Source organism: Polaromonas sp., from assembly GCF_018780625.1.
Lineage (GTDB): Bacteria > Pseudomonadota > Gammaproteobacteria > Burkholderiales > Burkholderiaceae_C > Polaromonas.
In genome coordinates, this window is sequence record NZ_JADMJK010000130.1 from 4,081 (window position 1) to 9,672 (window position 5,592).

Below are 5,592 nucleotides of genomic sequence, written 5' to 3' on the forward strand. Positions count from 1 at the left end.
GAGGCCACGCTCTTGTCGCCGCGGGCGGTGTCGTCGGCGGCGTTGCGGAAAAAGTAACCGGCCCAGTTTTCCTCGCCCGTCAGGAAGGTGCCCCAGGGGGTCTTGCCGGTGCCGCAGTTGTTGAGCGTGCCGCGTGTCCTGGTGCCGTCGGTCGAATATTTCGTCACCATCAGGGCGTTGCCGCGTGCCGGTCCATTGAGCTGGATGTTCTCGCTCAGGCTGGTCAGGCGGAAGTTCAAGGCCGAACCGGGTACCGTGGCCCACTTGCCGGCGGTGCTTTTCACTTCCACGACCGAGATGCCGTGTATGGCCGTTTCCTTGTCCACTTCTGCGGCCGGGCGTGGCAGCGTGGAGGTGCCGCCGTTGGCGTGCAGGAAAAAGGAACTGCGCGTTTCGTCGGTGGTGGCTTCGTGATTCATGGCCAGCAAGCCGCGATCAATGGCCGAGGTAGAGGGCTTGCCGCTGGCATCCAGGCCGAACCATTCCATGCCGTCATGGTGGTCGCCGGCGCGGTTCTCAAAGCCGGTGTCTGTGCCGTCGTTTTTGTAGGCCGGGGTGGCGGCAGTGAGCGGGTCGCCCAGCGCATACAGCACGCTGGCGGTGTAGCCGGCGGGCACCGTCACGGTGTCGGCCATGGTTTTGGCCACGGCGGCAAAGCTCAGGAGCGTTTCCGTAGCAACTGCAGGTGTCGGTGTCGGGACGACGGCCAGCGCGTCGCTGCCGCCGCCGCAACCTGCCAGGGCCAGGCCGCCCAGCAGGGTGGTGCCCGCGCTGCCCACGCTGCCGCGCAGCAGGCCACGGCGGCTCAGGCGGGCCTGGAGCACGCTGTCAAAACTCGGGTTGTCCGAGGTGTTGGAGTTTTCGTCGTTGAAATCAATAGCTTGCGTCATCAGGGTGTCCTCAGGTTGGTCAAGTGCAGTCAGCCTGAGGAGATTAGGAGGGCACGATGACAATACCGTGAAGAAACCGTGACGGTTTGGTGACACGGCGGCCACATCACTGGCCGCGCGCAGCGTGACTATTTGGGCCAGAGCGCCCACAGCCGCAGCGGCTGGTTGACCCGGGACGCCAGCAGGCCGGCATCAATGCCGGTGCCGGCAAAATAATCGGCGCGCACCGCGCCAACGATGGCGCTGCCGGTGTCCTGCGCCAGCACCAGCTTTTGCAGATTGGCCGCGCCGCCGCGCGACGCCAGCCAGACCGGCGTGCCGTAGGGAATGCTGCCGGGATCGACCGCAATCGATCGGCCCGGCGTCAGCGGCACGCCCTGCGCGCCCTTGGGGCCAAAAGCAGCATCGAAAAGGCTTAGCGGCTGCTCCTGGAAAAAGGTGTAGCGCGGGTTGCTCCAGAGCATTTGCTGCACGCGCTGCGGATTTTTCGAGGCCCAGGCCTTGGTCGACTCGACCCAGGGCGCGACCATGCGGCCTTCGCCCTGGTCCGCCAGCCACTGGGTGACGCTGCGAAAAGGCTGCTCGTTGGAGCCGGCATAAGCCACCCGGACGATGCGCTGGGAGCCGTCGGGCTCGGTGATGTTGAGCCGGCCCGAACCCTGGATGTGCAGCGACATCACCTCGACCGGGTTGTCCACCCAGGCAATTTCACGGCCTCTCAAGGCCGTGCGCGCTTCAGGCAGGGTGTCGATTTCCTGGCGCGAAAACCACGGTTTGCGGTTGCCCAGGCCAGCGGGCGGGCGGTACAGCGGCACCTCATAGCCTGAGCCAGGCTGCCGGCTGGCCTTGAGCACGGGCTCGTAATAGCTGGTGAGCAGGCCATCGGCCACGCCCTGATGGGTCTCGACCCGATAGGGCTGCAGGCGGGTCAGCATCCAGGCCCGCTGGTCTTCGCCCGACGCAATACTCAGGCGCCGGACTTCTGCGCACAGCGGTGCAAACACCGGGCCGGGCCGCTCGCAACTCTTGATCCAGGCGTTCCAGGCCTCAGACAGGCTGTCCTCTTCAAAACCCGGCAACTCGGCCCAGCGCACCGGTATCCAGCGGCTCTTGCCCTGCACCAGCGATGCGGGCAGCGGGCCGGTATCGCCGGGGCGGCTGGCGATGATGGCCGGCACGCCAGCCGCTGCGGGCGGCAGCGACGATGCGGGCGGCAGCGGCGTGCTGGTGCATGAAGCGAGCAGCGCCGCCGTGGCGATAATTGACCCCAGCCGCACCGACACCAGGGCGCCGATTGACCGTCCTGAAACTGTAGTTGCAACCCAAGGAATTGCCATGTCCCTCCTCTTGCTCGAAGCCCTTGGGGCATTGCTGTTGTTCGTGTTCATTGTGTGGTGGACGATGTTTTCCGGAAGAAAAAAAGGGGAATTGAAGGACGATTCGCCGCCCCCGGTGCCAGGCACGCAAGAGGAAGCGGGGAAAAAATAAGCGCTGCCGTCCACAAGCTACAAGCTGCGCAGCAGGTTGGCCAGTTCCACGGCTGACTTGACGTCCATTTTGTCAAAAACCCGGGCCCGGTGCACTTCCACCGTGCGAACGCTGATGTCCAGCTGGTCGGCCACCAGCTTGTTGGGCAAGCCGTCCACCACCAGCCGCATCACATCGAGTTCGCGATCGGTCAGCCCCCCCAGCCGCGCCTGCAGGCTGGTCGACTGGCTGAGCAGGGCCAGCGCGGCGGCAGAATGGCCAAGCGCCTGCTCGATGCGGTCGACCAGGGCATTGTCAGAAAATGGTTTTTCAAAGAAATCAAAGGCGCCGCGCTTGACGGTGTCCACCGCCGTAGGCACGTCGGCATGGCCGGTCAAAAAAATCACGGGCAGCGTGGGCAGCAGGCCATAGGCAATCAGCTTTTCAAACATGGCCAGGCCGCTCAGGGCCGCCATCCGCACGTCAAGCAAGACGCAGGATGGCGACTGGACCGAAAACGGCGGCGACACCCGGGCGTCGAAGGCTTCGGCGCTGTCAAAGGTTTCGCTGGTCAGCCGGCGCGAACGCAGCAGCCAGGCCAGCGCATCGCGCACGCCGCTGTCGTCATCCACGATGTACACCGTGGCATTTTTAATCGGTTCCATGGGAAGGCTCCTGAAGGTCGTCGGGCCGCGGCGCGACCGGCAAGGTAAAGGTGAAAATCGTACCGCGCGGCTGCACCGCTTCGTAGCCGAGGAAGCCGCCATGCTGCTCGATCACGGTGCGGCACAGGCTGAGCCCCAGTCCCATGCCCTCTGCCTTGGTGGTGAAAAAGGGGGTAAACAGCTGCCTGGCCACTTGCTCCGAGATGCCCTCGCCGCAGTCGCTCACCGCAAATTCGACCCATTGGCTGCGTGCATTGGAAGCGGCGTGGCGAATCCGCAGGGTCAGCACTTTCGCACCCCGGCGCGGCGCCCGTTCGGCGCCTGGCGTTTCATCCGCGCCCTGCATGGCCTGCATGCCGTTACGGGACAGGTTGAGCAGCACTTGCTCCACCATGATGGTGTCGCACAGCACGGGCGCGCAGGCCGGGTCCACCTCGATCACCAGGCGCACCCCCAGCTTGCGGGCCTGCAGGCTCACCAGCGGCATGACAGCATCGAGCAGTGCCCGCGGCGCCACCGTCTCGCGCACCTTGTCGCGCCGCCGCACAAAATCATGCACGCTCTTGATGACCTTGCCGGCGCGCTCGGCCTGCTCTGCAATGCGGCGCATCGCCAGTTGCAGGTCTTCAGAAAGGTGCGGCCCGGATGGGGTGGCCGCGCCACTGTCCAGCGCATCCTGCAGCAAGTTGAGCGAGCCCGTGGCGTAGCTTGAAATGGCGGCCAGCGGCTGGTTCAGTTCGTGGCTGAGCAGCGACGCCATCTCGCCCACCATGGCCAGCCGCGCCGTGGCCTGCAAGCGGTCCTGGCTGGCGCGTGAGACTTCCTCGACCCGGCGCTGCTCGCTCACGTCCAGAATGGTGCTCATCCAGCCGGTGTGCTTGCCCACCGCGTTGATCAGGGGCGCCTCCATGATCAGCACCGGAAACCGGCTGCCATCCTGCCGCATGAACACCGATTCGTGGCCCTCACGCGGCAGCGTGTTGCCCGCCAGGCGGACTTCCTGACGCTGCTGGTAGTCATCGGCCAGCTCGGGCGGCCAATACGGGGAGGGCATGCTCTGGTTGAGCAACTGCTGTGCCTCCAGGCCCAGCATGTTGCAAAAGGCCGGGTTGACATACGTGATGCGGCCCTGCAAGTCGCGGGCACGCAGGCCGGTCAGCAGCGAGTCCTCCATGGCTTTGCGAAAGGCCAGCGCCTCGCCCAGATCATCTTCGACCTTCAGGCGCCGCCGCATGTCGCGGGCCAGCAAAAACAGCACGGCCAGCAAGGCCAGCGCCATGGCCGTGACCAGCGCCGTCAGCACATTGGGAAACAGCGCCGGGGTGCCCAGCCGGTTCTCCGTGCGCAGCACCAGCGTATTACCCGGCAGATCCAGCAATTGCTGCGCCACATAGACCTGCCGGCCCCGCAGCGGCGCGCCATGCAGCGCCAGCCGCGTGCCATCGGCCTCCGTGAACGACAGGCCGATGCCGCGGGCCACCTGCTTGCCCACCAGCTCGGCCAGGATGTCCTGCAGCGCATAGGTCACCACCGTGTAGCCGCTCAGGCGGCCCGCCGCCATGATCGGCAGGCACATGTCCAGAACCTCCATGCCCATGCCGTCGAATTGAGGCATGAAGTAGCTCCGGGAATAGGCTGCGCCGCTCAGGCGGGCCGCCGTGGTGCAGGTCAGGCCCACATCGGCCTGCAGGCTGCTGCGGCCCAGCCGCTCAAACACCGCGCTGTGATACGGGGTTTCGACAAATCCCAGGGTCTGCATCGCCACGTCGCGCCATTCCAGCCGCAGGACCTCGCGGCGTTCGCGCAGCAGGCGGGCAGCCGACAGATGCCAGGACTCGGGCATGCGCTCGCTCGACTGCAGGGCCTGAAACGTCTGGATGTTGCGGGTCAGCCCCGAACGGATATCGGTCACGGCTTCTGCGGCGTTGTGTTCCAGGCGGTCTTGCACCAGGCTGGCCTCATAGCGCCCGGCCAGCCAGACCAGCAGCCCCAGCAAGCCCACCAGCAGCGCCACCAGCATGGCCCAAAGCGACCAGCGCCGGCTGGCGCCGCCAAGCACGCCTGCAAAATACAATTTCATGCGTCCCGCCTCACAATACCCGATGCGCCAATGCGGGAAGGCGCTGGCGCACCTCCTGCAGCAGGCCGCCCATCACGTCGCCCAGCACCAGTCCCTCGCCCTGCGGCTGCTGCGCCATGACCTGGCCCCACGGATCGACCAGCATGCTGCGGCCCCAGGTGCTTCGCCCGTTTTCATGCGCGCCGCCCTGCGCGGCCGCCACCACATAGGCCAGGTTTTCAATCGCCCTGGCACGCAGCAGCACCTCCCAGTGGGCCTGGCCGGTGGTGACAGTGAACGCACTGGGCACCAGCAGCACATCGGCTGCCAGCGCGCGGTACAACTCGGGGAAACGCAGGTCGTAGCACACGCTCATGCCCACGGTATACACATGGCCGTCGCGGGAGGCCAGCGCAAAGCGCACCGGCTGCGTGCCGGGCGTCAGCACACGGGTTTCGTCGTAGTCTTCCTGGCCGTGTGCAAACCTGAACAGGTGGATCTTGTCGTAGCG

Annotated in this window: 6 protein-coding genes; 1 reads left to right on the forward strand and 5 read right to left on the reverse strand. The window is 65.9% G+C overall.

Features of this window, described 5'->3' with window-relative positions; translation table 11 throughout:
* Together IV091_RS11430 and IV091_RS11435 are read right to left on the reverse strand one after the other, a co-directional pair.
* Positions 1-890 (reverse strand): alkaline phosphatase PhoX (locus IV091_RS11430; protein ID WP_293468759.1); only part of this gene is annotated, 890 nt, incomplete at its 3' end.
* A gap of 128 nt (positions 891-1,018) precedes the next feature.
* The gene (locus IV091_RS11435) at positions 1,019-2,278 is read right to left on the reverse strand and encodes an MltA domain-containing protein (RefSeq protein ID WP_293468761.1); all 1,260 of its coding nucleotides are present in this window, start codon (positions 2,276-2,278) and stop codon (positions 1,019-1,021) included.
* Here IV091_RS11435 and IV091_RS11440 point away from each other — a divergent pair.
* Complete coding sequence (locus IV091_RS11440) at positions 2,226-2,378, forward strand: hypothetical protein (protein ID WP_293468763.1); 153 nt, start codon at positions 2,226-2,228, stop codon at positions 2,376-2,378. The genes IV091_RS11435 and IV091_RS11440 overlap by 53 nt on opposite strands.
* Before the next feature lie 17 nt (positions 2,379-2,395).
* Here IV091_RS11440 and IV091_RS11445 read toward each other — a convergent pair whose 3' ends face one another.
* The 3 genes from IV091_RS11445 to IV091_RS11455 form a co-directional block, all read right to left on the reverse strand.
* Positions 2,396-3,022, reverse strand: coding sequence for a response regulator (locus tag IV091_RS11445; protein WP_293468765.1), 627 nt, complete (start codon positions 3,020-3,022; stop codon positions 2,396-2,398).
* Complete coding sequence (locus tag IV091_RS11450; protein ID WP_293468767.1) at positions 3,009-5,102, reverse strand: nitrogen regulation protein NR(II); 2,094 nt, start codon at positions 5,100-5,102, stop codon at positions 3,009-3,011. Before IV091_RS11450 ends, IV091_RS11445 begins: the two co-directional genes overlap by 14 nt.
* 10 nt (positions 5,103-5,112) lie before the next feature.
* On the reverse strand, positions 5,113-5,592 hold a 480-nt coding region (locus IV091_RS11455), incomplete at its 5' end, for a nitrilase-related carbon-nitrogen hydrolase (protein WP_293468768.1).